The organism is Microbacterium hanjuni (assembly GCF_043556395.1).
In the GTDB taxonomy this organism is placed as follows: Bacteria; Actinomycetota; Actinomycetes; order Actinomycetales; family Microbacteriaceae; genus Microbacterium.
Map to the genome: position 1 here is coordinate 718,296 of NZ_JBIGIK010000002.1, position 21,885 is coordinate 740,180.

Consider the following 21,885-nt stretch of genomic DNA (forward strand, 5'->3'; position numbering starts at 1 on the left):
CGTGCTCCTTGCGTCGGGTGGTGCGGTCTGGCGGTGGATGCTGCGATCAGCGGGTGGTGCGGGCGGGGCTCCGGGTCAGCGCGGCCACTCCCGCGGCGACGAGGGCGAAGGCGGCGGCGCCGAGGAAGACCCAGGAGAACCCGGAGGTGAGGGCTTGTCCTGCCGGAGTGCCGGCCGCCTCGAGTGCGCCGGAACGGGCGGTGGCGAGGGAGGCCAGCACCGCGAGGCCGAGCGCGCCGCCGATCTGCTGGCTGGTGTTCACGAGTCCGCCCGCGAGGCCGGCCTCGCCGCCCTCGACGTCGTCCACCGACAGCTGCGTGGCGGTGACGAAGGCTCCGCCCAGTCCGATCCCGATCAGGATGCTGGGGCCGAGGATGTCGACGACGAACACCGCGTCTGCGGGGGAGGCGGCGAGCCACACCAGGCCACCCGCGAGGACGACGAGCGAGGCGATGAGGGTCTTGGTCGTACCGAGTCGGCCGACGACGCTGGGGGCGAGTCCGGCGGTGATCACGAGGGCGCCGGCCAGTGGCAGCTGCGTGAGTCCCGCGGCCAGGGCGTCGTAGTCGAGGACCGCCTGCATGTAGACGGAGAGGGCGAAGAAGAGCGCGACCATCGCGGCACCGACGAGCAGCATCACGATGTTGCCGACCGTGAGGTTGCGGTTGCGGAAGATGGCGAGCGGAACGAGCGGTTCGGCGCTCCGGCGCTCGATGACGACGAACGCGCTCCCCGAGACCACCGCGACCGCGATGAGGCCGAGGGTCAGCGGGTGCAGGAAGCCGACCTGCTCGACCGCGCTGAGGGCTCCGACCGCGGCGACGAGCGCGGCCGAAATGGTGGCAGCGCCCGGAAAGTCGAGTCGCCCGGCCGCGCCGGCCGTGTCCCGGGAGATCAGTCGGGGGATCACCGCGACGACGATCAGGCCGATCGGCACGTTGACGAAGAAGACCCCCTGCCACCCGACGGTGGCGGTGAGGACTCCACCGAGCAGAACTCCGGCGGCCGACCCGATGCCCGCGACGGCGCCCCAGATGCCGAGCGCCGTGGTGCGATCCTTCGCGAGGGGGAAGAGGTGGGTGACGAGGGCGAGTGCTGCGGGGGCGAGAAGAGCCGCTGAGGCGCCCTGCACCGCGCGAGCGCCGAGCAGCATCCCGCTGCTGACGGACAGGCCGGCGACGAGCGAGGCCGCGATGAAACCGATCGTTCCGATCAGGAAGATGCGGCGGTGCCCGTAGCGGTCGGCGAGACGCCCGCCGAGCAGCAGCAGCCCGCCGAAGGGCAGCACGTAGGCGGTGATGACCCAGGCCAGAGCGACCGTGTCCATCCCCAGCTGATCGCCGAGCACCGGTAGGGCGATGTTAACGATCGACGCGTCGAGCACCACGAGGAACTGCGCGAGGGCCAGGATGCTGAGGGCCAACCACCGGCGGGTGCTCCGCGGCGTCGGCGAACCGGTGGTGGGGGCGGACAGGGTGGAGGCGTGAGACATGAGAACTCCTTCAGCGGTGGAGCGGTAGAGAGTGAATGAACACTCACTCTTGAGGACAAACGAAAAGAGATGCAGGTGGCGGGTGTTCAGGACGGGTGCGTGATGCCGCGGGAGAGCAGAATGGCCCATGCCTCGGGGATCTCGTCGATACCGGTGGTCACGATGAGGTGGCAGAGCTGGCCGTAGGCGATGAAGCGTTGCACCGACTCGTCGTCGGCGCGCGAGCGGCTCTTGGCGAACTCCGTGACCCGGGCGAGCCCTGCGCGCAGGGCGTCGCCGATCTCGGGAACGCCGGCGACCGACTGCGCGTGTACCTGAAGCAGGAGAAGGGAGCGGTCGGCGATGAGGTGGGCATAGGCGTCACCCATCGCGTCGAGCAGCACGGCCGGGTCATGGCCGTGCGCCGCGTCGGCACCGGCCTCGAGTGCCCCGACGATGCGGGAGAAGCACGCCTCGAGGGCAGAAACGAACAGGCGCTCCTTGCTCGGGAACAGCTTGAACACGTACGCGGGTGAGATGCCCGCCGCGTGGGCGACGTCGGCGATCGTCGTGCCGTGGTAGCCCCCGCGCGCGAATTCCGCGATGGCGTGGTCGATGACGAGCGGTCGACGAACCTCGGCGGTGGAGAGGAGAGAGCTGCGGGAGGGCATGAGAGTGACTGTACACTCACTCTTTGCTCGGGCGCAAGACCGGGCCCGATACGCTGACGACATGGCCATCGATCGCCCCGCCCCGCCGCTTCCCGGTTCACCGCCGCCCGTCCCGCCTGCGACGGCGGTCGGACCGGCTGCGGCCGGAATCGCCCGGTTCGCCTGGGCGGTGTGGCCGTGGATGTCATGGCTGCTGCCGGTCTTCCTCGTGCTGCGCGGGTTCATCAGCGGCAGTGGCGGGTGGGAAGCGCTGATCCTGCTCTTCGCGTCGCCCGTGCTCGTTCCCGTTCTGGGGCTGCTCGGGATGCTGCCGTGGTTCCTGCTCCGACGGCGCGGGTGGCGCTCCACTCCGGCCCCGGTGATCTGGTTGCTCTTCCTCAACTGGTGGGGATGGTTCGGCTTCATCATCACCATCCGGGGGATCGGCGACTCCGGCGACATCCCGTCGATGTTGGTCGGGGCAGGCGAGGTCCGACTGTCTCAAGGGGCCGAGCAGGCCCTGTCGTTCGTCTGCCTCCTGCTCGCTGCTGGCGCGTGGGTCGCGATCCTGGTCATCGTGCTCGCCCACCCGCGGGTGTCCGCCGCTGCGTACGCGCGGTGGACCGTGGTCGCGTGGATCGCGGCGATCGCCGTGCCGGTGCTGCTCATCGCCGGCGTTCTCGGGGCGACGGCGGCCACCACCCAGCAGCGCGACGCGGCGGGCGACACCGTCGCCGAGGTCGAGAGCCAGCCGATCGACACCCAGCTCGAGCGGGCCGAGGCCCGCTACGACGAGCTGCAGCGCATGCTCGTGCCCCTTCGCGAGAGCTTCGGAACGAGCGGCTGGGAGGTGTACAGCAGCGGGTTCTCGGACTACGCCGGATCGTGCAGCGACGCCGAGGCGGAGTGTTACTCCGTCGAGGCCACGTTCACCCTCGATGCCGTCACCACGGGCGCATCGGCGGAGTCGTTCGCCGATCTGTTGCGCAGCGCCGGCTGGGAGACCGAGCAGGGCGGGTATGGCGCCAACGGCGAGAAGGACGGCTACGTCGTCGACGGTTCGATCGCCGAGGACGGCAGCGTCTGGCTCGAACTGAGCTCTCCGACGTGGTGGGGCGACCCCTCCGAGTTGCGGCAGGCGCTCGGCGAGATCGCACCGCGCGTAGAGGGCGAGCTCTACGCCTCCGACGAATGGCCGTCGCTGCGCTAAGACGCGGACTCCGCTTTCGCGGCCGCCTATGCTCGTCGTGTCTCGAAGGGGAAACCGATGCCCGAAGATCAGAAGCTCGCGGTGACACGACTGCGCGTGGCGAGTGTGGTGCTCTCGGTTGCCGCCCTCGCATTCTTCGCGATGGGCATGCTCCTGTCATGGTCGCGCGTGGCCCTGCTCATCGTGCCCGTGGCACTCGGTGTGGTCGCGCTCGTTCTCGCGATCAGGGCACGACGACCCGCGGCCGCCCGCCCTGGCCGCGTCGTCGCCTTTGTGATGTCCGCGCTGGCGATAATCACCCCCGTGGTCGCCGTCGTCGCGGTGCTCCTCGCGGAAGCTCTGGCCCCGTCCGCGGTCTACACGCTCAGGGTCGACTCGCCGGACGCCGTCAGTGTCATCATCAGAAACGGAGCCGATCGCACCGCCGCGGAGTGGGACTCGGGAGACACCATCACGCTCGACTCGAACCAGACGGTCATCGGGATCAATGCGAAGTCATCAACCCCCACCACGGTGATCTCGTGCGAGATCCGCCGCGACGGCAGGATTCTCGCCGCTGACGAGCGCGCCGGCTCGGTCGACTGCGGCTTCAATGAGGGCCGCGAGTAGCGACGCGGCCGGAGTCGCGCGGCGGGCGGTCGCGCGCTCGAACCAGGCGAATGCGAGGAGCGGCATCTCGCCTTCGGTGCCGTTGGTGGGCTTCAGGCTTTCGCTTCCTTGGCCGCGGCCTTCGCGGCGCGCTTCGTGTCGCGCACCCGGGCCAGCGACTCGGGGCTCGTGATGTCGGCGACCGAGCGATAGGAGCCCTCCTCGCCGTAGGGGGTGGACGCTTCGCGCCATCCGGCGCCCGTGAAGCCGCGCTGCTTGCCGAGCAGGGCCAGGAAGATCCGGGCCTTCTGCTCACCGAAGCCGGGAAGCGCCTTCAGCCGCTTCAGCACCTCGGCGCCCGTCGGCTCGCCCCGGGTCCAGATCGCTGCGGCGTCGCCGCCCCAGTCCTGTTCGATCGCCGCACTCAGTGCCTGCACGCGCGCTGCCATCGATCCGGGGTAGCGGTGCACGGCCGGTGGGGTCTTGAACGCCTCGGCGAACTTCTCCGGATCGGCATGGGCGAGCGTGGCGGCATCGATCGCGCCGACCCGTTCCTCGATCTTGAGGGGGCCGGCGAACGCGGTCTCCATCGCCACCTGCTGGTCCAGCAGCATCCCGATCAGAAGCGCCAGAGGGTTCTCGGACAGCAACGCGTCGGCGGCGGGATCGTCGGTGATGTGCAGGCTCATGCCTCCAGTGTGCCGCAGGCGCTCCCGTCACCGGATGCTCGCTGACAGCGCGGCGACAGCGCTGGAAGCACGATGACGGCAGCGTGACAGCGCGTGCGGCGCACTCTGGGGTCAGCCCACAGAAAGGCAGACATCCATGAGTTCATCCACTCGTTCGGGGCGCGTCCCCGCCGTCCGCGCCGAAGGTCTCGTGAAGACCTTCGGCAGCAATCGCGCCGTGGACGGGGTCGACCTGATCGTCGACGCCGGCACGGTCTACGGAGTGCTCGGCCCCAACGGCGCCGGCAAGACCACCACCATCAGCATGCTGGCAACGCTCCTGCGCCCCGACGCCGGGCACGCCGAGATCTTCGGTCACGACGTCGTCCGTGAAGCCCAGGTCGTCCGACAGCTGATCGGCCTCACCGGCCAGTTCGCCTCCGTCGATGAGACGCTCTCCGCCACGGAGAACCTCGTCATCTTCGGTCGCTTGCTCGGGCTCTCCCGCGCGGACTCCCGGCGTCGGGCGCAGGATCTGCTGGAGGAGTTCGGTCTGACCGAGGCCGCCCGCCGCCCGCTGTCGAAGTTCTCCGGCGGCATGCGACGCCGCCTCGACCTGGCAGCGTCCCTCATCGCCCAGCCGCCGCTGATCTTCCTCGACGAGCCCACCACGGGCCTGGACCCCCGCACCCGCGGCCAGATGTGGGACACCATTCGCCGCCTCGTCGCGACGGGCTCCACCGTCCTGCTCACCACCCAGTACCTCGACGAGGCCGATCAACTGGCCGACCGTATCGCCGTGATCGACCACGGTCGCGTCGTCGCCGAAGGAACAGCTTCCGAACTGAAAGCCTCGGTGGGGCAGGCCTCGCTGGTGCTGCGGTTGCGCGACACCGCCGAGCTGAACCTGGCGCGCGAGACCGTCGAGCGCGTGCTCGCCGTCCCGGTGATCGTCTCTCCCGAGGCCGCCCGTCTCACCGTCCCGATGAGCAACCCCGACCGGGTGACCGACCTGCTGCTGGCCTTCCGCGAGAACGGGGTGCACCTCAGCGAGTTCAGCGTGCAGCAGCCCACGCTCGACGAGGTGTTCCTCACGCTCACCGGCACCGAATCCGTGCCCGACCGCTCGGGCGACACCGACGGAGAGCTCACGACCGATCTGCAAGGAGCACCCGCATGACCGCCCTGTCCGCCCCCATCGTCCCGGTCGCCGAGCGCGACCTCCGAAACCACGCGAGCGTCGCCCAGACCGTGCAGAACACCTTCACCATGGCGTGGCGGGGGCTGTTGAAGATCCGCCGCACCCCCGAGCAGCTCATCGACGTGACGGTGCAGCCGATCCTGTTCACGCTGATGTTCACCTACATCTTCGGCGGCGCGATCGCCGGCGACGTGCAGAGCTACCTCCCGATCATCATTCCGGGCATCCTCGTGCAGACGGTCATCACGACCTCCGTGGTCACCGGCGTGCAGTTGCGCGAAGACATGGACAAGGGCGTGTTCGATCGGTTCAAGTCCCTCCCGATCGCGCGCATCGCCCCCCTGTCGGGAGCCTTGCTCGCCGACACCGTCCGCTACGCGATCGCCACCACGCTCACCTTCACGATGGGCTACATCCTCGGCTTCCGGCCGGCGGGCGGCCTCGGTTCGGTCGTCGTGGCGGGGCTCCTCGTCGTCGTGTCCGCGTGGGCGGTCAGCTGGATCTTCGCCTTCTTCGGCGTCGTCGCACGCACCGCCTCGAGCGTGCAGGGGGTGTCGCTGGTGATCCTGTTCCCGCTGACATTCCTGTCGAACGCCTTCGTTCCGGCCGACACGATGCCCGGCTGGTTGCAGTGGTTCGTCGACATCAACCCGGTCTCGCACCTGGTGACCGCCGTCCGCGAACTCGTGAACAACGGCACGGTGGGCTCCGACGTGATCGTCACGCTGCTCGGGGCGTTCGTGATCGTCGCGGTGTTCGCGCCCCTCACCGTGCGTACCTACATGCGCAAGGTCTAGCCGGCCACCACTCAGCGCAGCAGTGCGGTGAGCTCGACGAATTCGGCCGCGGCGTCCAGGATCTCCTCCTCGGGCGCCGCGGCCATTCGCGCGAGCATGCGGATCCGGAACGGGTCGGTCTCGTCGGGCCGGCCTCGCAGGCCCGACGAGACGGCGAACGCACGCCGGGCGGCAGCATCCTGTCCCGTCGCGACCAGCCATCCGGCGAGCGAGAGGGCGACGTCGGCCATGATCGGCTGATCCCCGCTGAGGATCGACGGCGGCACCGCCTCGAGCAGGGCCTCACGCGCCTCGTCCACCCGATCCAGCAGCACGAGCGCCTGAGCCAGCTTCGATCCCCGCCAGGCGGTGAGCTGCGGAGGCAGTCCCGCGCTCACCGGGTCGATACCGGTGAGGTGGCCCAGCGCCGCCTCACCGTCGCCGACGGCGATCTCGATCACCGCGTCGATCATCCGCACCTGCATCATCGCCCGCTCCGAACCGTCGCGGTCGGCGTAGTCCTCGAGTTCGAGCCTTCGCGCACGGGCCTCCTCGATTCGACCGAGGCGCAGCAGCAGCCCGACGGTCGAGGAACGCTGCTGCACGGCGTCGCTGGAAGAGGTGAGGCCCGTCAGTGCGGCCGTCGAGCGGTCGGCGGTCTCGAGCGCCTCCTCCAGCCGGCCCTCGAGCATGAGCCACTCCGATTTCAGCTGTCCGGCGAAGGCGATGCCCCACGGGTCGCCGAGCTCGCGGAACACGCGCAGTGAGCTTTCGCTCTGGGTCCCCAGCGTCTCGACGTCGCCGGCGTTCTGCGCGGCGCCGGCGCGCAGCGCGCTGAGGAAGGCGTGCGTCCACGGTGGCGCGTCGGCCGCAGGGCCCTCGGCGAAGGTGATGCCGTTCGCCCACGTGAGGTCCTGGGCGCGGTTCGCCACGGCGTCTCCGATGCTGCGCACGAGCGGGGGGAGCGCAGAGGACAGGTCGGACGGATGCTGACGCACGGCCGCGATGATCTGCTCGCCCCGCTCGGCGAACGCTCGCGCACCCTCCGCCCGCTCTTCCTGCGTGTTCGGCGGTTGCGCTCCCGCCATCACTATCGGGAAGGCGTCCGCGAGCAGCGCGAGCCCCGCCACGACGACGGCGGGTTCTGACTCGAGCGCAGTCTCGGCGTCGTCGAAAGCGATCGCGCTCGACGCGAGGTCTTCGACGCGCTCCCGGAGGACCCAGGGCCACAGGAGCGCTCGCACGAGGCGCACCCCGGTCACCCGTCGCCCGCTGTCCGCGCAGTACCGCAGGGCGCTCGCGAGGTTGTCCTCGTTGGCGTCGAACCACCCCAGACCCGCGCGCACCCCCGGGCCCCGCAGGGTCTGGTCGCGAGCGGCCGCCAGCTCGGCCATCGCCTCCGCCTGCGCTGCACGGAAGACCGCCTCGTCGCCGCCGGCTCGGAGGCGGTCGAGACCGTAGGCGCGCACGGTCTCCAGCATCCGGAACCGACCGTCGCGGCGTGTCAGCAGCGAGCGGTCGACGAGCTCATCGAACGCCGAGGGGGAGAGGTCGACGTGCCCGCCGACCACGGCGGCATCCGAGGCGGCGATGCCGTCGGGGAAGACGGCGACGGCCTGAAGCGCGGTGCGTTCGGCGGGGGAGAGCGTGTCCCAACTCCAGTCGATCAGTGCCCGCAGGGTTTGGTGGCGGGCGGGCAGGCCACGAGGACCGGCGCCCAGCAGGCCGAACCGGTCATCCAGACCGGCCGCGATCTCGGCGAGCGAGAGCGTGCGGGTCTTGGCCGCCGCCAGCTCGACCGCGAGGGGAAGGCCGTCGAGGCGCTGCACGATCCCCGCCACGGTGGCCGCGTCGCTCGCGTCGGGCGGTGCTCCGGTCGCTGCGCGCATGCGCCGCTCGAACAACTCGATGCCGTCGGAGATCGGCAGCGGTCCGAGGTCGACGAAGGCCTCCCCCGGCACGCCGAGCGGCTCGCGGCTGGTGGCCAGCACCCGGGATCCCGGCAGTGTCTGCAGCAGGTCGAGCGCGACCTCGGCGGCCTCGCGGGACACATGCTCGCAGTTGTCGAGCACGAGCAGCACCTCCCGCCCGGCGAGGGCCTGGATGACGCGGTCGCGTGCGCTGAGAGGGGTGACGGCGGAGTCGGGGAGACGCACCGTGCGCCCGACGGCACCGGCGAGGGCGCTCCACACGACGCCGGCGGCGACCGGCGCGAGTTCGACGAGGATCACTCCGGTGTGGTGACGCGCGGTCTCGAGAGCGAGCGTGGTCTTGCCCGCGCCTCCCGGGCCGACGATCGTGACGAGCCGCTCCACGGCGAGCTGCCCCTCGATCAGCGCGAGCTCGGGCTCGCGCCCGACCAAGGGGGTGAGTGCGGCAGGCACGGCGGATTCTCTGGGGGAAGGGGTGACCGCCCGCGGCCCGCCCGCGAGTCGCTCGGCGTGCGCCCGGTCTTCGAGAAGGTCGCGGACCACCCAGTCGAAGCCGTCGCCGGGGGTCCACGGGTCGCCGGCCCACACCGACAGCGCCCCCTGCGCGAGGGAGGCTGCATCCCCGGGGTCGGCGGCGCGTCGGGCCCGCGCGACGAGGTCGGCGAACCGGGTGATGTCGATGTCGTCGCGGGGGACGTTCAGGCGATAGCCGCCGGGGACGGCCTCGAGCGTGCCCGTCGGAAGGGCTTTGCGCAGCCGTGAGGCGAGGGAGTGCAGTGACGCACGGGGGTCGGCGGGAGCGTCGGTACCCCAGATGTCTTCGGCGAGCGCTCGGTAGGTCACGGTCGTCGAGGCGTCCACCGCGAGGCGGAACAGCAGGGCCTGTTGACCGCGGCCCGGGACGAGGGTCGGGGCGCCACCGTCGGTGACGCCCCCGTTGCCGTCCACGGCGATGCCCCCGAAGAACCGCAGCTTCACGTTGTCACCCTAGGCCCGCTGCCGGGCCGACGATTCGGCGCCGCTCAGGCCACGCCGGGTTCCGCGGCCGCATCGGGCGCTTCGGGCTCGGTGATCTCGAGTCCGTACAGCGTCGACAGCGCAGCGAAGTACTCGTCGGCGTGCCCCTCTTCGGCGAGCTCGTGAGCGCGCGCGGTCGGGGTGTGCAGGAGAACGCCGACCAGGTGACGCAGCGCGTGCTCCGTTCGGCCGTCCTCGTCGCCGCGCGCCTTCGCGCGGGCGATCTCGGACTCGAGCAGGCCGAAGACGTGGGTGCGCAGGGCGACGACGCCGGGGGTGACGCTCTTGCGCTCGCCGACCGTGGCGAAGCGGCGCGCGGCATCGCGCACGACTTCGCGCGCAGCATCCGTCGCCTGCAGCTCTTCGAGCGGCGCGTGCAGGCGCACCGTCTCGAGGTCGAGCAGGGTGATGCCCGGCACCGTGGCGACATCGGGATCGACGTTGCGCGGCAGGCCGAGGTCGATCACGAGACGGCGATCGGGGATCGACACGGGGCATCCGGCGGCGGCGGGAGCCGACTCGAGCGCAGTGTCGAAGGCCCCGCGCCCGGCTGCGAGCGTCGACGCGCTGAGCACGTGGTGCTCGGCCGTCGTGCAGGTGATGATGAGGTCGGCGTGCGCGGCCGCCGAAGGATAGCGCTCGGGCGCGACGGCGCGGATCCCGTGCTTCGCCGCGAAGCGGGTGGCCCGTCCGGAGGGGGAGTGCACCGAGATGTCTTCGGCGCCGTGATCGCGGAGGGCGGCGAGCGTGGCGGCGGCGTAGGAGCCGGTGCCGACCAGCAGCACCCGCAGGCGCGACCAGTCGGTGATGCGGCTGTCGGCGAGGTCCAGCGCGAGACGCACGAGCGAACGCCCGGCGCGGCCGAGGGCGGTGGCGTTCTTCACGCCGCGCTGCGCCTCGGAGGCGCGCTGGAACAGGCGCTCGAGTTCGCCGGAGGTGCTGCCGAGATGCCGCGACTCGATGAGGGCACGGCGCACCTGACCGGCGATCTCGCCCTCGCCCACGACGACGGATTCGAGACCCGACGCGACGGCGAACAGGTGCTCGGCCACCGCGTCGCCGCTGAGCACGCGATAGGAGCCGTCGAGTTCGCCGGCCGGAACGCCGGTCGCTGCCTCGATCGCGGCGAGCGTCGCTTCGAGGCCGATCGCGCTGGAAGCGGTGACCGGCTCGTCCATATCGACGTACGCCTCGAAGCGGTTGCAGGTAGCCACGACCACGGCGCCCTGCACGCACTCCGAGTGGGAGGCGATCAGCGGGGCGATCGGGGTGGCGGGTACGCTGAGGCGCTCGAGGAGTTCGAAGGGCGCGGTCTTGTGACTCGCGCTGACGCACAGCAGCACATCTTCGATCCTACTCGCCGTTCACGGACGCCTTCCGGAACGGCCGGAGATGCCTCGACGTCGAGACACTCACCCTCCCGGCCGCCCCCGCGCCAGCCCGACCAATTCTCGGCGGGTGGGGCGATGGGACAATGGTGCAATGGCCTCCCCCGACTCGCCCCTGCTGCGCGCGCTGCGCGGCGACCGCCCCGAGCGCCCGCCCGTATGGTTCATGCGCCAGGCCGGACGCTCGCTCCCGGAGTACCGGGAGCTGCGGGTGGGCACACGGATGCTGGACGCCTGCCTCACTCCGGAGCTCGCCGCCGAGATCACGCTGCAGCCGATCCGACGCCACGGGGTCGACGCGGGCATCTTCTTCAGCGACATCGTCGTACCGCTGCGCCTCGCCGGGATCGCCGTCGAGATCGAACCCGGCCGCGGGCCGGTGTTCGCCGACCCGGTGCGCACCGCCGATGACGTCGCCCGGGTGACCGCGATCGACCCCGCCGACGTGGCCGCTGCGGCCACGCCCATTCGCGAGGCCGTGGGTCTTGTCACCGCCGAGCTCGGCGACACCCCGCTCATCGGGTTCGCCGGCGCCCCCTTCACGCTCGCCGCCTACCTCGTCGAGGGCGGCCCGTCGAAGGAGCATCTGCGCGCCCGGGGCATGATGCACGCCGACCCCGAGTCGTGGCACCGCCTCGCCGGCTGGCTCGCCCTCGTCTCGCGCGCGTTCCTCGACGCGCAGATCGCCGGCGGCGCGTCGGCCGTGCAGCTGTTCGACTCCTGGGCGGGTTCGCTGTCGATCGCGGATTACCGCGCGTTCGTCGCCCCGCACTCGGCCCAGGCGCTCGGAGGCATCATCGTGCCCCGCATCCACTTCGGCGTCGGAACGGGCGCCCTGCTGCCGGACATGCGCCTCGGCGGCATCGCCGACGCCGTCGGCGTCGACTGGCGCACGCCGCTCGATGAGGCGGCGTCCGCCCTCGGACCCGACACCACCGTGCAGGGCAACATCGACCCCGCCCTCCTCGGGGCGCCCTGGCCGGTGCTGGCCGCTCACGTCGACGACGTCATCGCGCGCGGTCGCGCAGCGCGCGCGCACATCCTCAACCTGGGTCACGGGGTTCCCCCCGACACCGACCCGGCCGTCCTCACCCGCATCGTCGCCCGCGCCCACGGGGACGTGGAATGACCGAAGACCTCGGCCTGCTCGCCGCCCGCGCCCGCCAGCGCCATGTGGTCGTGGTGGGTGGGGGCGTCAGCGGCCTCGTCGCCGCCCTCGAATTCGCCAAGGTCGGGGTGCAGGTCACCGTGCTCGAAGCGTCCGACCGCCTGGGTGGGGTCATCCGCTCGGCCGAGGTCGCCGGCCTCACTCTCGACGTCGGCGCGGAGAGTTACGCCACCCGGGGGGGAACGGTACGCGCCCTCGTCGACGAACTCGGCCTCGCCGACGCGGTCACCACCCCGAATCCCGCGGGGGCGTGGGTGGCCGGCCTCCCGGGGGGCGGCGCGGCGCCGTTGCCCAGCGGCAGCATCCTCGGCATCCCCGCGAATCCCTGGGCGCCCGACGTCCGTCGCGTCATCGGCTGGAGCGGCGTCTGGCGTGCTTACGTCGACCGCCTGCGGCCCCCGCTCACGATCGGCCACCAGCACAGCCTCGGCGCGCTGGTGCGCTCGCGGATGGGGGCGAAGGTGCTCGACCGCCTCGTCGCACCGGTCACCACCGGCGTGTACTCCGCACGGCCCGACGACATCGACGTGGATCTCGCCGCTCCCGGGCTGAACGCCGCCCTCACGCGCACCGGCTCGCTCTCGGGCGCCGTCACCGACCTCCGTGGCGCCCGCACCGCCGCCCCCGGCAGCGCCGTCGAGGGCATCGCCGGCGGGATGGGCCGGCTCGTCGACGCGCTCGCCGCCCGGCTGCGCGAGCGCGGTGTCGAGGTGCGTACCGGCGCCGAGGTCACCGCACTGCTGCCGAACGCCTCACCCGACGCCCCCGCGTGGACCGTCGTCCTCCCCGACGGCGAGCAGCTGCCGGCCGACGCCGTGCTCGTCGCCCTCCCCGAGGCGCCCGCCCGCGCACTGCTCTCGCCCGTCGCCGACGGGCTGTCCCCCGATGCCGAGCCCGGCCCGGTCGTCGAGGTGATCACGCTGGTGGTCGGCGGCGCCGCCGCCCTCGACGCCCACCCCCGTGGCACCGGTGTGCTGACGGTGCCGGGGAGCGGCGCCGCGAAAGCCCTGACCCACTCCACCGCGAAGTGGCGCTGGCTCGCCGATGCCGGTGAGCCCGGGGTGCACGTCCTCCGAGTCTCCTTCGGGGCGCAGGGGGAGGAACCCGCGACGGCGGGGATGAACGACGCGGATGCTGCGCGCCTCGCCCTCTCGGAGGCATCCGCCCTGCTCGGCGTGCCCCTCGTCTCGACCCAACTGCGCGGAGCGCGGCGGGAGCGGTACGCGCAGGCGCAGCCGGGGACGGCGATCGGGCGGGCGGCGAGCACCGCCACCGCCCGGGCCGCGGTGCGTGCCGTACCCGGACTCGGCGTCAGCGGAGCGTGGGTGGCCGGCACCGGTCTCGCCCAGGTCGTGCCCGACGCTCGTGCCGAGGCCGATCGCCTGCGCAGCGCCGTGTTGTGGACCGATACCCACCCCGCGTGAGGTCGTTTCCGTGCCCTGCATTCTGCGGGATGTCAAGGGCGGATGCCCCGAGCGGAATATCTGACTAGCCTGGGACCACAGACCAGGCTCCATCGAGCGTGAGGAGGCCCGAATGAAGGGCAAAGCAGGACTTCTGATCGGGCTCGCAGCAGGCTACGTCCTCGGCACCCGTGCCGGGCGTGAGCGCTACGAGCAGATCAAGACCGAGGCCGCCAAGGTCTGGGAACTCGACCCCGTGCAGGCGCAGGTCGCCAAGGTGCAGGCTTTCGGCGCGAGCGCCGCGAAGGCCCTCCCGGGTGCGCTGTGGACCGGAGCCAAGCGTGTCACCCACGCCGCCGCCGAGACCGGTACGCCGAAGGAGCGCGCGCAGCGCGCCGGTGCCGCCGCGAAGTCGTCGGCGAAGACCGTCGCCGACGTCGTCGAGGAATCGGTCGACGACGCCAAGAAGGCGACCCCGGCAGATGTCGCCGCCTCGGACGCCAAGCCGTCGTCGAACGGCTCGGCAGCGTCCGGGAGCTGATGTGACCACCCCCCGCGGATTCCGCGATCGCGCGGACGACAGCCTGTTCACCCTGCTCGGCGACATCCCCGAGCTGGTGCGCAACCTCGTCGTCGCCGAGATCAATGCGGGCAAGGCGTGGCTCGCCAAGACCGCCAAGGACGCCGGAATCGGCGCCGGCTGGTTCGTCGGCGCCCTCTTCGTGCTGTTCTGGTCGCTGCCGGTGTTCTTCGCGTTCGTCATCGCCGGGCTCAGCTCGTGGTGGCCGGTGTGGTTGTCGGCGCTCGTCGTGTTCGGCGTGATGCTCGTCATCGTCGCGATCCTCGCGTTGCTGGGGTTGCGCCGTTTCCGCAAGCTGAGCAACCGCGAGAACCCCGGCCAGGCCGTGGCCCAGGACATCCGGATCGTCAAGGAGGCCGGCGATGACCGCTGAGCGCAACCTGCCCGTCCCGCGCACCGGGGTCGCCCTCGGTATCGCCGACCCCGTGCAGTCGGCCCGCGCCGAGCTGAAGGCCGCGCTCGCCGCGATCGAGATCAAGGCCAACTTCCCGAGGCGCATCGAGCACACCACCGACCGGGTCATCGCGCAGGCGCGCGACTTCCGGCGCCAGAACCCGGTGGGTGCGGCAGCCGCCGTTGTGGGCCTCGCCGTCACCGTCGGCGGACTGGTCTGGCTCGGCGTGCGCGCCTACGCCCGCTGACCGCACCTCGCACGTACACCCGCTGAACCCCCTCCGTACGGCGGTGTCTCGAGACTGACCGTTCCGAGGCGCCGCCGTTTGGTCGTGGTGGCCGACGGAGAGAGACTGGAACCATGTCCCCGGACCCCACAGCATCCGCGTTCGCCCTGTGGGCGGTGCTGCGCCGCGACCCCGAGAACCCGGTCGGCGAACCGGACGCCACCGAGCTCGCCGACATCGTGTCCCACATCGAGGACGGCGGCGTCACCGTGCGCGGCTTCTACGACGTCAGCGGCCTGCGCGCCGACGCCGACCTCATGATCTGGCTGCACGGACCCGACGCCCAGGCGCTGCAACGCGACCTTCGGCGCCTGCGCCGTACCGAGTTGCTGCGCCCGCTGCTGCCGACGTGGAACGCGATGGGCGTGCACCGTGACGCCGAGTTCAACCGCTCGCACGTGCCGGGATTCCTGCGCGGCGAGCGGGCTCGCGACTGGCTGTGCGTCTACCCCTTCGTGCGCAGCTACGAGTGGTACCTGCTCGCCGAGGAAGAGCGTCGCGCCATGCTCATCGACCACGGCCGCAAGGGCGCTGCGTTCACCGGGGTCATCGCGAACACCGTCGCCTCGTTCGCCCTGGGCGACTACGAGTGGCTGCTGCCGATGGAGGCCGACGAGCTGACCGACCTCGTCGACATGATGCGTGAGCTCCGCTACACCGAGGCCCGCCGACACGTGCGCGAGGAGGTGCCGTTCTTCACCGGACGCCGCATCGACGTCGCCGAGATCCCCGAGATCCTGCAATGAGCCGCACCCGATGACCGCGGCGCTCCGCCTCGGCACCCGTCGGAGCGCCTTGGCGCTGGCGCAGTCGCAGCAGGTCGCCGACGCGCTCGCCGTGGCCGCGGGGCGCGAGGTGCAGCTGGTGCCGATCGTGTCGGAGGGAGACGTCAACCGCGCTTCGCTCTCGCAGCTGGGCGGGCGCGGCGTCTTCGCGAACGGGCTGCGCGAGGCCCTGTTGGCCGGGGAGTGCGACCTGCTCGTACATTCGCTCAAAGACCTCCCCACCGCCGAGCCGGACGGACTGATCATCGCCGCCACGCCGCCGCGCGCCGATGCCCGCGACGTGGTCATCACGCGGGACGGCACGCCGCTGTCGGACCTGCCGGCCGGCGCCCTGGTCGGTACCGGCTCCCCCCGCCGCGTCGCTCAGGTGCTGCGGCGCAACAGCCGGGTCGAGATGCGCGACCTCCGCGGAAACGTGGATTCACGCCTCCGCCGCGTCCGCGAGGGCGACCTCGACGCCGTCATCCTGGCCGCCGCGGGCCTCGAACGCCTCGGCGGCGACCTCGGGGGCCTCTACGCCGAGGCGCTGGGGCTGGCCGAGTGGCCGACCGCGCCGGGTCAGGGATCCTTGGCCATCGAGACGCGGGTGGATGCAGCATCCGATCTGCTGGACGCCGTCGCCCTGCTCGACGACGAGTCGACCCGCATCGAGATCACCGCCGAGCGGTCGGTGCTTTCGACCTTGGATGCTGGCTGCCACGCCCCGGTCGGCACGCACGCCGAGCTGCTCGACGACGATCTGCGGATCACCGCGGTGGTCTACGCGCTCGACGGCAGCCGACGCATCGGAACGGACCGGACAGTTCGCGTGTCGCGGGGGTATGCTCGGAAGGCAGGCAGCGGCGATGGTGCGGGTGCTGCCGATAGCGCGGACCCGATCGCGCGAGCTGCGCGCACCGGGGAAGATGTCGCACGTCGGCTGCTCGAACGTGGGGCGGCCGATCTTGTCCCACGAGAGTCGACCCCATGAATTCCAGTCACCGGCATACGCCGACGCCCGAGCGGCCCCTCGCGGGCTGGCGGGTCCTCGTGCCGCGAGGCGGCCCGTGGGGCGACGGCGTGGCCGCGAACCTGCGCAGCCAGGGTGCCACCCCCGTGATCGCGCCCCTCATCAACTTCGCGCCGACGAACGATCAGGCCACGCTCGACGAAGCGCTCGCCGACCTCGCCGCCGGCGCCTTCGACTGGCTCACCGTCACCAGCGCGACCACGGTCGACGTGCTCTACGCGTATCGGGCCCTCATCCCGGCAGCGACCAAGGTCGCCGCCGTCGGTGAGACCACCGCGGCGGCGCTGCAGGCGGTGGGGTACCGGGTCGACCTGGTACCCGAACGCGACAACTCCGCGGCCGGCATGGCGGAGCAGATGATCGCGCTCGAACCCGAGCCGCGCCGTGTTCTGGCTCTCCGCAGCGAGATCGCCAAGCCGGTGCTGACGCGGATGCTGATCGAGGCGGGCCACCACGTGCGCAGCGTCGTGGCGTACCGAACGGTCGGTGTGCCCGTGACGGAGAAGATCGCTCTCGACGTGCAGTCCGGTCGCATCAACGCGATCCTCGTGACCAGCGGTTCCGTCGCCGAGCAGGTGCAGGCGCAGTTCCCCGTGATCCCCGAGTCCACCGTCATCGCCGCCATCGGCCCCCGCACCGCCCGCGACGCGCGCCGCGCGGGGCTGTCGGTCGACGTCATCGCCGAACAGCAGACCGTCGACGCGCTGATCGAGGCGGTCGCCCGCTTCCCGCTGCCGCACGCCGCCGACGAGTTGCAGCCGTGAGCTTCCCGCAACACCGCCCGCGCCGTCTTCGTCAGTCGCCCGCCGTACGCCGCCTCGTACGGGAGACCTTCGTGGCCCCGTCGCAGCTCGTGCTGCCGATGTTCGTGCGCGAGGGGCTCACCGAGCCCTCGCCGATCTCGTCGATGCCCGGTGTCGTGCAGCACAGCCTCGATTCGCTGCGCGAAGCGGCGGCGGAGGCTGCAGCCGCCGGCGTCGGAGGAGTGATGCTCTTCGGTGTGCCCGCGGTGCGAGACGCCCGGGGCTCCGGAGCCGATGACCCCCGAGGCATCCTGAACGTGGCCACCGAGGCGCTCGTCGCCGAGGTGGGTGACGCGCTCGTCGTGCAGACCGATCTGTGCCTCGACGAATTCACCGACCACGGCCACTGCGGCGTGCTCGACGCGCGCGGCCGTGTCGACAACGACGCGACGCTCGAGCGCTACGCCGCAATGGGTCTCGCCCAGGCGCAGGCAGGCTCGATGATGCTCGGGCTGTCGGGCATGATGGACGGCCAGACCGCGTACGTGCGCGCTGCACTCGACGCCGAGGGCTTCAGCGACACGATGCTGCTCGCGTACTCGGCGAAGTACGCCGGGGCCTTCTACGGTCCGTTCCGCGAGGCCGTGGATTCGCAGCTCGTCGGCGACCGGCGCACGTACCAACTCGATCCCGCCAACGGCCGCGAAGGCGTGCGCGAAGCGCTGCTCGACGTCGAAGAGGGCGCCGACGTCGTCATGGTCAAGCCCGCGATGCCCTACCTCGACGTGCTCGCCGAGGTGCGCGCTTCGGTCGACGTACCGGTCTGGGCGTACCAGGTCTCGGGCGAGTACGCGATGATCGAGGCCGCGGCCGCGCACGGCTGGATCGACCGCCGTCGCGCGATCGAGGAGAGCCTGGTCGGCATCCGCCGGGCCGGCGCCGACGCGATCCTCACCTACTGGGCCGTCGAGGCCGCCGGCTGGCTCCGCTGACCTGCGCTGTGCTGACCCCCGCGCTGTGCTGACCCGCCCCCGCGGGAGAACGGAAGGGCGAACCCATGACGGATCGCAACGATGAACTGTTCGAGCGGGCGCAGAGCGTCATCCCGGGCGGTGTGAATTCGCCCGTGCGCGCGTACGGGTCGGTGGGGGGAACCCCGCGGTTCCTCGCCTCGGCGCGTGGGGCGACGGTGACGGATGCTTCGGGGCAGGAGTTCGTCGACCTCGTCGCCTCGTGGGGACCGGCCCTGCTGGGCCACGCTCAGCCCGAGGTCGTCGCCGCCGTGCAGGAAGCCGCTACCCGGGGGCTGTCGTTCGGCGCCCCGACCGGGGGCGAGGTCGAACTCGCCGCGCTGATCGCGGACCGGGTGTCCTTCGCCGCCACGCGCCCGATCGAGAAGGTGCGCCTCGTTTCGACCGGCACCGAAGCCACGATGACTGCGATCCGCCTCGCCCGGGGATACACGGGCCGCGACCTGCTCATCAAGTTCGCCGGGCACTACCACGGTCACTCCGACGGCCTGCTGGCCGCGGCGGGTTCGGGCGTCGCGACGCTGGCGCTGCCCGGCTCAGCGGGGGTGCCCGCCCCGATCGCCGCGCAGACCCTCGTACTGCCCTACAACGACCTCGACGCGGTGCGCGAGGCGTTCGCCCTGCATCGCGACCGCATCGCCGCCGTCATCGTCGAAGCCGCGGCAGCGAACATGGGGGTCGTCGCGCCCCTCCCCGGCTACAACGCCGCCCTCGCCGATCTCGTGCACGACAACGGCGCGCTGCTGATCTTCGACGAGGTGCTGACCGGCTTCCGCGTGCACCCCGCGGGGTTCTGGGGGCTGCAGGCCGCCGGCGGCGAACACTACCTCCCCGACCTCTTCACCTTCGGCAAGGTCGTCGGGGGAGGGATGCCGCTCGCCGCCCTCGGTGGGCGTGCCGAGGTGATGGACTACCTCGCCCCCGTCGGGCCGGTGTACCAGGCGGGAACCCTCTCCGGGAACCCGCTGTCGGTCGCGGCCGGGATCGCCACCCTGAGCCTTGCGACGCCCGAGGTGTACGCGCGCGTCGACGCGGCAGCATCCGTCGTCGCCGACGCGCTCGATACCGCGCTCACCGAGGCCGGAGTCGTGCACGCGGTTCCCCGTGCGGGTTCGCTGTTCGGTGTCGCTTTCCTGCCCGAAGCCCCCCGCGATTACGCGACGGCGCTGACGCAGGAGGCGTGGCGCTACGCGCCGTTCTTCCACTCGATGCTCGACGCCGGCGTCTCGCTGCCGCCGAGCGTGTACGAGGCGTGGTTCCTCACCGCCGCGCACGACGAAGACGCGCTCGGGCGCATCGTCGACGCACTCCCGGCCGCTGCCCGCGCGGCAGCATCCGCCCCGATGCCCCCGCTCGGCTCGTGACCCGGGTCGTCGTGCTCGCCGGCGGCGTCGGCGGGTCGAAGTTCACGCTCGGGGTGCGCGAAGCGCTCGCCCGCCGCGGTGATCCCGAGGCCACCGTCGTCGCCAACACGGGCGATGACCTGTGGCTCTCGGGCGTGCGCCTGCAGCCCGACGTCGACTCCCTGCTCTACGCCCTCGGCGGGGTGAATGACACCGAACGCGGCTGGGGGCGGGCCGGCGACACCGAGCGCGTCAACGCAGAACTGCAGGCGTGGGGCGCCGGCTGGCCGTGGTTCACCCTCGGCGACCTCGACCTCGGCACGCATCTGGCCCGCACCGGGTGGCTCCGCGAAGGACGGACCCCGACCGAGGTGCTCGGCCGGTTGTCCGAGCGGTGGCCGCTCGGGGTACGGATGCTGCCGATGACCGACGCCGAGGTCGACACGCACGTGCTCGTCGAGGGCGGCGAGCGGCTGCACTTCCAGGAGTGGTGGACGCGGCATCGCGCCGCGCTCGTGCCGACCCGGTTCGAGAATCCCGGCATCGAGGACGCGCGCCCCGCGCCCGGCGTGGAGCAGGCGATCGCCGACGCCGATGTGGTGCTGATCGCGCCCTCCAACCCGGTGGTCTCGATCGGCCCGATCCTCGCCGTGCCGGGTGTGCGCGAAGCGCTGTCGGCGACGAGTGCGCGCGTCGTGGGCGTCTCGCCGATCATCGGCGGTCGGGTCGTCCGCGGCATGGCCGACGTCTGCCTCACCGCGATCGGGGTCGAGACCTCCGCCGCGGCCGTCGCCGCCCACTACGGAGCGCGCTCGGCCGGCGGGGTGCTGGACGCCTGGCTGGTGGCGGAAGAAGACGCGGCTGCTGCAGCATCCGTCGACCTCCTCGGCATGCGCGCGGTCGTGGCCCCCCTGTGGATGCGCGACACCGCGGCGTCCGCCGCGATCGTCGAGGCCGCGCTCAGCGCCTGACCCCTCTCGCGCCGCCCGGTTTCGCCGAATACGCACGTTCTCGTCGAGCCCGCACGTTACCGTTGCGCGGCAACGCCCGGTTTCGCCGAGTACGTACGTTCTGGGCGACTGCCGCGGGGGCATGCGGGGTGCGGGGGTGGCGCTGCGCGCGGGTGCGGGGTGCGGGCGCGCGGGTGGCGCGGGGCGGTGGCTCGGGGCGCGCGGGTCGCGCGGGGCGGTGGCGCGGGTGGGTGGGCGGCGCGTTGCGGCGGACACAACTCCTCCACTGGGCGGGGCGGTGGCCCCGTCGTCGGCGGAACGACGGCTGCTACCCCGGGTCGCGCGCGGAAATGGAGGAGCTGTGTCCGCCCGGCGGGGGTAACGGGCGGCCCGTCAGCCCGGGGTGATCCCGTCGCCAAGCCGTGCGGTGGCGGGCACCCCGTGCACTCAGCGCGGGGTGGTTCCGCAACGGCGCGACAGCCGGGTTCGCCGAATACGTGCGTTCTCGTCGAACCCGCCCGCCATCGCGCACAACAACGCCCGGGTTCGCCGAGTACGTACGTTCTGGGCGACGGTGGCAGCGCGGCCGGGGGTCAGGCGGCCGCGGAGGCGAGGACGGCGGCGGTGCGCTCGCCGAGTCCGAGAGCGGATGCTTCGTTCAGCTGCTCGCTCGTGTCGACATCGCGGCGAAGGGTCGAATCGACCGGCACGTCGAGCACCGTGCAGCCGAGCAGCTGGTGTCGCGAGAACGAATCGTCGCCGAACGCCGAGATCCAGGTCGCTCCGGCGCGGGCGGTCACGAGGGTCGAGCCGACGCCCTCGGTGTCGGCGACGACACCGCGTTCGACGGTCGAGGCCGCCTCGAGGGCCGCGTCGAGGTCGGCGGGGCGTAGCGACGGCAGGTCGCCGAGCAGGGCCGCGCGCGGTGCATCGGGGCCGGCGACGGCGGCGCCGGTCGCGATCGCGGCGTCCAGACCGCGCGCGTCTCCTTCGCGCACCGCTTCGACGCCGGGCATCCGCTTGATCGCCGAGGCGAGGTCGCTGTCGTCCGTCACCACGATCACGCGTTCGACCTCGAGCGCGGCCGAGGCTGCGGCGATCGTGTCGAGAGCGATCGCGCGGGCAAGCACCGTGCGGTCGGCGACAGCATCCGTCAGCCGTGACTTGCCGAGGCTCGCGGGTTTGACGGGCACGATGACCACCCACCCGCGCGCAGCGGGAGTATCCGAGGGGGAGACCCGAGGGTCGGAGCGCATCACAACAACAATTCTCCTCGAACCGGCGACATCGTCC

21 protein-coding genes are annotated in these 21,885 nt (G+C 72.0%); 15 read left to right on the plus strand and 6 right to left on the minus strand.

The features are described from left to right. Window positions 1-46: 46 nt before the first annotated feature. Window positions 47-1,492 carry an MFS transporter gene (locus ACFXP5_RS11210; RefSeq protein WP_394544663.1) on the minus strand — a complete coding sequence of 482 codons (1,446 nt, stop codon included), beginning with the start codon at window positions 1,490-1,492 and terminating at the stop codon, window positions 47-49. Between the two features lie 86 nt (window positions 1,493-1,578). Then, complete coding sequence (locus tag ACFXP5_RS11215) at window positions 1,579-2,142, minus strand: TetR/AcrR family transcriptional regulator (protein WP_394528529.1); 564 nt, start codon at window positions 2,140-2,142, stop codon at window positions 1,579-1,581. Between the two features lie 61 nt (window positions 2,143-2,203). On the opposite strand from ACFXP5_RS11215, the gene ACFXP5_RS11220 reads away from it, so the two are divergent. Continuing rightward, a complete protein-coding gene (locus ACFXP5_RS11220; protein WP_394544664.1) occupies window positions 2,204-3,331 on the plus strand; it encodes a hypothetical protein in 1,128 nt (375 codons plus the stop codon). 57 nt (window positions 3,332-3,388) lie between these two features. Further along, window positions 3,389-3,940 carry a hypothetical protein gene (locus ACFXP5_RS11225; protein WP_394528527.1) on the plus strand — a complete coding sequence of 184 codons (552 nt, stop codon included), beginning with the start codon at window positions 3,389-3,391 and terminating at the stop codon, window positions 3,938-3,940. A 92-nt stretch (window positions 3,941-4,032) separates the two neighbouring features. On the opposite strand, the gene ACFXP5_RS11230 is transcribed toward ACFXP5_RS11225, so the two are convergent. Then, window positions 4,033-4,608 (minus strand): HhH-GPD-type base excision DNA repair protein, encoded by a 576-nt coding sequence (locus ACFXP5_RS11230; protein ID WP_394528526.1) that lies wholly within the window; start codon window positions 4,606-4,608, stop codon window positions 4,033-4,035. Window positions 4,609-4,744: 136 nt separating this feature from the next. Between ACFXP5_RS11230 and ACFXP5_RS11235 the strand changes: the two genes are divergently transcribed. Both ACFXP5_RS11235 and ACFXP5_RS11240 read left to right on the plus strand, forming a co-directional pair. Further along, the gene (locus ACFXP5_RS11235) at window positions 4,745-5,767 is read left to right on the plus strand and encodes an ATP-binding cassette domain-containing protein (protein WP_394528525.1); all 1,023 of its coding nucleotides are present in this window, start codon (window positions 4,745-4,747) and stop codon (window positions 5,765-5,767) included. Further along, window positions 5,764-6,585, plus strand: coding sequence for an ABC transporter permease (locus ACFXP5_RS11240; protein ID WP_394544665.1), 822 nt, complete (start codon window positions 5,764-5,766; stop codon window positions 6,583-6,585). The genes ACFXP5_RS11235 and ACFXP5_RS11240 overlap by 4 nt, the downstream gene beginning before the upstream one ends. 11 nt (window positions 6,586-6,596) lie before the next feature. Here ACFXP5_RS11240 and ACFXP5_RS11245 read toward each other — a convergent pair whose 3' ends face one another. Next, a complete protein-coding gene (locus ACFXP5_RS11245) occupies window positions 6,597-9,473 on the minus strand; it encodes an ATP-binding protein (RefSeq protein ID WP_394544666.1) in 2,877 nt (958 codons plus the stop codon). Window positions 9,474-9,517: 44 nt separating this feature from the next. Continuing rightward, window positions 9,518-10,855 (minus strand): glutamyl-tRNA reductase, encoded by a 1,338-nt coding sequence (locus tag ACFXP5_RS11250; protein ID WP_394544667.1) that lies wholly within the window; start codon window positions 10,853-10,855, stop codon window positions 9,518-9,520. Window positions 10,856-10,994: 139 nt separating this feature from the next. Between ACFXP5_RS11250 and hemE the strand changes: the two genes are divergently transcribed. The 11 genes from hemE to cofD all read left to right on the plus strand — a co-directional run bounded on the left by hemE (window position 10,995) and on the right by cofD (window position 20,613). Then, window positions 10,995-12,029 carry a uroporphyrinogen decarboxylase gene (gene hemE, locus ACFXP5_RS11255; RefSeq protein ID WP_394544668.1) on the plus strand — a complete coding sequence of 345 codons (1,035 nt, stop codon included), beginning with the start codon at window positions 10,995-10,997 and terminating at the stop codon, window positions 12,027-12,029. Then, entirely contained in the window at window positions 12,026-13,492 is a 1,467-nt protein-coding gene (hemG, locus tag ACFXP5_RS11260) for a protoporphyrinogen oxidase (protein ID WP_394544669.1), read from the plus strand. The genes hemE and hemG overlap by 4 nt, the downstream gene beginning before the upstream one ends. A gap of 112 nt (window positions 13,493-13,604) precedes the next feature. Then, a complete protein-coding gene (locus tag ACFXP5_RS11265) occupies window positions 13,605-14,012 on the plus strand; it encodes a hypothetical protein (RefSeq protein ID WP_394528519.1) in 408 nt (135 codons plus the stop codon). 1 nt (window position 14,013) lies between these two features. Then, on the plus strand, window positions 14,014-14,424 hold the full coding sequence (locus ACFXP5_RS11270; RefSeq protein WP_394528518.1) for a phage holin family protein: 411 nt from the start codon (window positions 14,014-14,016) through the stop codon (window positions 14,422-14,424). Next, a complete protein-coding gene (locus ACFXP5_RS11275; RefSeq protein ID WP_394544670.1) occupies window positions 14,414-14,692 on the plus strand; it encodes a hypothetical protein in 279 nt (92 codons plus the stop codon). The genes ACFXP5_RS11270 and ACFXP5_RS11275 overlap by 11 nt, the downstream gene beginning before the upstream one ends. A gap of 113 nt (window positions 14,693-14,805) precedes the next feature. Beyond that, window positions 14,806-15,477 (plus strand): hydrogen peroxide-dependent heme synthase, encoded by a 672-nt coding sequence (gene hemQ, locus ACFXP5_RS11280; RefSeq protein ID WP_394544671.1) that lies wholly within the window; start codon window positions 14,806-14,808, stop codon window positions 15,475-15,477. Window positions 15,478-15,487: 10 nt separating this feature from the next. Beyond that, entirely contained in the window at window positions 15,488-16,486 is a 999-nt protein-coding gene (gene hemC / locus ACFXP5_RS11285; protein ID WP_394544672.1) for a hydroxymethylbilane synthase, read from the plus strand. Continuing rightward, window positions 16,483-17,289, plus strand: a complete 807-nt coding sequence (locus ACFXP5_RS11290) for a uroporphyrinogen-III synthase (RefSeq protein WP_394528514.1) — start codon at window positions 16,483-16,485, stop codon at window positions 17,287-17,289. Before hemC ends, ACFXP5_RS11290 begins: the two co-directional genes overlap by 4 nt. Further along, window positions 17,286-18,260 (plus strand): porphobilinogen synthase, encoded by a 975-nt coding sequence (gene hemB / locus ACFXP5_RS11295; protein ID WP_394544673.1) that lies wholly within the window; start codon window positions 17,286-17,288, stop codon window positions 18,258-18,260. The genes ACFXP5_RS11290 and hemB overlap by 4 nt, the downstream gene beginning before the upstream one ends. Before the next feature lie 65 nt (window positions 18,261-18,325). Beyond that, on the plus strand, window positions 18,326-19,663 hold the full coding sequence (gene hemL, locus ACFXP5_RS11300; RefSeq protein ID WP_394544674.1) for a glutamate-1-semialdehyde 2,1-aminomutase: 1,338 nt from the start codon (window positions 18,326-18,328) through the stop codon (window positions 19,661-19,663). Next, window positions 19,660-20,613 carry a 2-phospho-L-lactate transferase gene (gene cofD / locus ACFXP5_RS11305; protein WP_394544675.1) on the plus strand — a complete coding sequence of 318 codons (954 nt, stop codon included), beginning with the start codon at window positions 19,660-19,662 and terminating at the stop codon, window positions 20,611-20,613. The genes hemL and cofD overlap by 4 nt, the downstream gene beginning before the upstream one ends. Before the next feature lie 572 nt (window positions 20,614-21,185). Here cofD and cofC read toward each other — a convergent pair. Continuing rightward, window positions 21,186-21,848, minus strand: a complete 663-nt coding sequence (gene cofC, locus ACFXP5_RS11310) for a 2-phospho-L-lactate guanylyltransferase (RefSeq protein ID WP_394544676.1) — start codon at window positions 21,846-21,848, stop codon at window positions 21,186-21,188. Window positions 21,849-21,885: the final 37 nt, after the last annotated feature.

Excerpts from the sequence above, each read along its gene's own strand:
- ACFXP5_RS11210 (WP_394544663.1), bottom strand. The coding sequence starts at position 1,492 with ATGTCTCACGCCTCCACCCTGTCCGCCCCCACCACCGGTTCGCCGACG.
- ACFXP5_RS11215 (WP_394528529.1), bottom strand. The coding sequence starts at position 2,142 with ATGCCCTCCCGCAGCTCTCTCCTCTCCACCGCCGAGGTTCGTCGACCG.
- ACFXP5_RS11220 (WP_394544664.1), top strand. The coding sequence starts at position 2,204 with ATGGCCATCGATCGCCCCGCCCCGCCGCTTCCCGGTTCACCGCCGCCC.
- ACFXP5_RS11225 (WP_394528527.1), top strand. The coding sequence starts at position 3,389 with ATGCCCGAAGATCAGAAGCTCGCGGTGACACGACTGCGCGTGGCGAGT.
- ACFXP5_RS11230 (WP_394528526.1), bottom strand. The coding sequence starts at position 4,608 with ATGAGCCTGCACATCACCGACGATCCCGCCGCCGACGCGTTGCTGTCC.
- ACFXP5_RS11235 (WP_394528525.1), top strand. The coding sequence starts at position 4,745 with ATGAGTTCATCCACTCGTTCGGGGCGCGTCCCCGCCGTCCGCGCCGAA.
- ACFXP5_RS11240 (WP_394544665.1), top strand. The coding sequence starts at position 5,764 with ATGACCGCCCTGTCCGCCCCCATCGTCCCGGTCGCCGAGCGCGACCTC.
- hemE (WP_394544668.1), top strand. The coding sequence starts at position 10,995 with ATGGCCTCCCCCGACTCGCCCCTGCTGCGCGCGCTGCGCGGCGACCGC.
- hemG (WP_394544669.1), top strand. The coding sequence starts at position 12,026 with ATGACCGAAGACCTCGGCCTGCTCGCCGCCCGCGCCCGCCAGCGCCAT.
- ACFXP5_RS11265 (WP_394528519.1), top strand. The coding sequence starts at position 13,605 with ATGAAGGGCAAAGCAGGACTTCTGATCGGGCTCGCAGCAGGCTACGTC.
- ACFXP5_RS11275 (WP_394544670.1), top strand. The coding sequence starts at position 14,414 with ATGACCGCTGAGCGCAACCTGCCCGTCCCGCGCACCGGGGTCGCCCTC.
- hemQ (WP_394544671.1), top strand. The coding sequence starts at position 14,806 with ATGTCCCCGGACCCCACAGCATCCGCGTTCGCCCTGTGGGCGGTGCTG.
- hemC (WP_394544672.1), top strand. The coding sequence starts at position 15,488 with ATGACCGCGGCGCTCCGCCTCGGCACCCGTCGGAGCGCCTTGGCGCTG.
- ACFXP5_RS11290 (WP_394528514.1), top strand. The coding sequence starts at position 16,483 with ATGAATTCCAGTCACCGGCATACGCCGACGCCCGAGCGGCCCCTCGCG.
- hemL (WP_394544674.1), top strand. The coding sequence starts at position 18,326 with ATGACGGATCGCAACGATGAACTGTTCGAGCGGGCGCAGAGCGTCATC.
- cofC (WP_394544676.1), bottom strand. The coding sequence starts at position 21,848 with ATGCGCTCCGACCCTCGGGTCTCCCCCTCGGATACTCCCGCTGCGCGC.